Source organism: Methyloceanibacter sp., assembly GCF_050728395.1.
Classification (GTDB): Bacteria; Pseudomonadota; Alphaproteobacteria; order Rhizobiales; family Methyloligellaceae; genus Methyloceanibacter.
This window is the reverse complement of sequence record NZ_JBOHJB010000169.1, coordinates 1-3,083: the sequence shown is the minus strand read 5'-3', so window position 1 is coordinate 3,083 and position 3,083 is coordinate 1. Positions and strand designations below refer to the sequence as shown.

Here is a 3,083-nt window from a genome sequence, read left to right as displayed (position 1 = left end):
GCCGTGCGCCAGCCGCGCGTGCGCGACCGGGAGGCTGTCGGTGGTGAACGCATTCGGTTCAGCCCGAGCATTCTGCCGCCCTACGCCCGGCGCACGAAGAGCCTCGAAGTGCTGATCCCGATCCTCTACTTGAAAGGCATCTCCACCGGCGACTTCGAGGAGGCGTTGACCGCCTTGCTCGGCAAGGACGCCGGCGGGCTGTCGGCATCGACCATCGGGAGGCTCAAGGACGCCTGGTTGGACGAACACCTGCGCTGGAGCGAGCGCGATCTCTCCGCCAAGCGTTACGTCTATTTCTGGGCCGACGGCATCCACGTGCAGGCCCGCCTTGAGAATGACGCGCAGTGCCTGCTCGTGATCATTGGTGCGACGCCGGAGGGCAAAAAGGAGATCGTCGGCCTGATCGATGGCGTGCGCGAGAGCGCGCAATCGTGGAAGGAGCTCCTGCTCGATCTCAAACTACGTGGACTCGCGATGGGGCCGGAACTCGCGGTCGCCGACGGCGCGCTCGGTTTCTGGAAGGCGCTTCCCGAGGTGTGGCCCAAGACGCGCGAGCAACGTTGCTGGGTGCACAAGACCGCCAACGTCCTCAACAAGCTGCCGAAGAGCCTGCAAGGCAAAGCCAAGCGGGCGCTCCAGAACATCTGGATGGCCGAGACCAAGCACGCTGCTGAAGCCGCGCTCGATATGTTCGTGGAAATCTACGGCACGAAGTACGACAAGGCGGTCGAATGTCTGACCAAGGATCGCGACGTGCTGCTGACTTTCTACGACTTTCCCGCCGAACACTGGAAACACTTGCGCACGACCAATCCGATCGAAAGCACGTTCGCGACCGTTCGTCATCGGACAACGCGATCGAAAGGCTGCCTCTCGAACAAGACCGCGCTTGCCATGACGTTCAAGCTCGCACAATCTGCTGAAGCAAGCTGGAACCGCCTGCGTGGATACAACCAGTTGTCCAAGATCATCATGGGTGTAAAGTTCAAGGACGGAGTCGAGATCGTCAGATCGCACGCTCAAACCGCTGCCGCCTGACCCCGTCCGTCACCAAGATTCGGCGATAGCTCCCATGGCGCGGGCGGCAGATCATCATGGCAAAATGGATGGTGCCGGGGGCTGATAGTTATGCGACATCACTTCTTCATAGAGCTTCGTTCCAAGCTCACTCACACAGTGAAGAAATCGCCACCGCATATTAAATTCCTCGGCTTCTCGCGCCAATTCAGGGTGAGGTGAAGGGGATGTGAAGACCAAAGCCGGGTCTGCATAATCTGTCAGGTTTTTGCAGTGTTTCGTTATCTCGGCATGCGCAAAGTCGCGTGGTGCGTAGTGGGCAAATTCGTCTCTGATCCTTCTTATGTAATGAAGGTCGGCTTTAGTCTTTGTGCCATACAGCCCAAGTAAGTAGCCCAATTCTGTTTTTGTGGCGAACGAAATTTCGTCTCTACCGAATAAATTCTCGCGATGGTTGTTAGACATCGGGTAAGGCAGCAAGCGGTCGCAGATACAATCCTCCAAGGCCGATTCGATAATTGTTGCTGCGACTATAGCGTGCCCCTTGGGCTCTCGTTGTGCATCTCTTCGAAGATTTTCGGAAGTTCTCTCGAACCTATCCTTGGCATGATATTTATCTCTGATGGACAGTGACCAACGATTAAAGCAAATACTTCAAGGCGCGTTCAGCGGTCCTCCCACCGCGCTTAAGAATATTCCAAAACGGGACGGCGAGTCCCGCCAACTCAAGGGCGCCTCAAAGCCCAATAGGCGACGTGCGCGGCGATCTTCTGCCGCTTCCGCCGCCAGCGCAAAAACCTCTGCGCCGCGATCCTGAAGTTTGGCTTAGTCAGGTTGATGATAGGTGAGCCGCTTGCCTTCCCCGCCGCGGATCGCGAGCACGGTGCGTTCTTCATCATTGTAGCCAAGTTTGATCCGATGATTATAGCGGAAATCGAATTCCGCCAAGTAGCGATGCAAATGCTTCTCGCTGCAATGCTGATAGATGCCCTTCATGCCGCGCTTGAAAATTGAGAAATAGCCTTCCCGCTGAATTGGTGTGAACTTTGTGCGTCACCCCGTCTTTGATCGAAATGATGTTGCTCTGGCGGACATACTGGCCGCTGGAATGATGCACCGTTTCGTGAACCGCGAAGTACTGATCAGCGCCCGTGTAGAGGCGGCTTTCATCGGTATGCAGACGGCTCTCCTTCGCGACGTTGTCCATCACGATCGCGCTGACCGTCGCCTTGTCCGCGTGCGCAACATGGAATGTGCGCACATCCGCCACGTTCGATGAGCGCAACGACCGGGCGGGCCGCAACTTTGTCTTTCCAACCGCGCTTGGTGTAGGGCGTCGTGCGCGGCTTCAGGAGGTTCTTTTCCTTGGCGTGGCCGTAATAGGTCTCATCGGCCTCGACGATCTTGCCTTCACCGCCCATGGGCGACAGGTCGAGATTGCCGCGCCGCATTGCCTCCATAACTCGGTGGTGGAGAAACCAAGCCGTGTTGTACTGGCAGCCAAAAGCGCGGTGCAGCTGGTGCGCTGAGAAGCCTTTCTTGCCGGAAGCCGCCAGCCAGAACGCCATCGCCCACTGGGTCAGCCTGGCGTGGCTGCGCTCCATGACCGATCCGGTCATGACGGTGAAGTCCTTGCGGCAGTCCTTGTTGGCGCAACGGTATCGACCAGACTTCTTCGTCGCGTAATGTTTTTTGCTCTTGCAATGCGGACAGACCGGGGCGGTGGGCCAGCGAGCGGCCTCAAACCAGACCCGAGCGGCCTCTTCATTGTGGAAATGGGCGGCTGCAAATGTGTTCGACTCGGCCATAGCTATCTCCTATGTCCGAAATACTATCCCAAGCGGTCTGTGGTGTAAACTACGTAATGACGCAAAAGGGATTGACCAATCGAGGCCCGTTACAGAAGGATGGGTTGAGCCCTCGGCGAAACCCATCCTGCAACCGCCGGGCAAGGTGATGGGTTTCGCTGGCGCTCAACCCATCCTACACCGTATCCGGGTATCGCTGGCGCTCACGGGCTACGAGGTGTTGCGCGCGTCCGCAAGGCCCGGCGCGATGTGTGGGCC

1 protein-coding gene and 1 pseudogene are annotated in these 3,083 nt (G+C 57.8%); one reads left to right on the top strand and one right to left on the bottom strand.

Features of this window, described 5'->3' with window-relative positions:
* On the top strand, positions 1–1,038 hold a 1,038-nt coding region (locus ACREC7_RS16165; protein ID WP_431556714.1), incomplete at its 5' end, for an IS256 family transposase.
* Positions 1,039–1,842: 804 nt separating this feature from the next.
* Here the strand turns inward: ACREC7_RS16165 and ACREC7_RS16160 are convergent.
* A pseudogene (locus ACREC7_RS16160) lies at positions 1,843–2,825 on the bottom strand (IS1595 family transposase).
* Positions 2,826–3,083 lie beyond the last annotated feature (258 nt).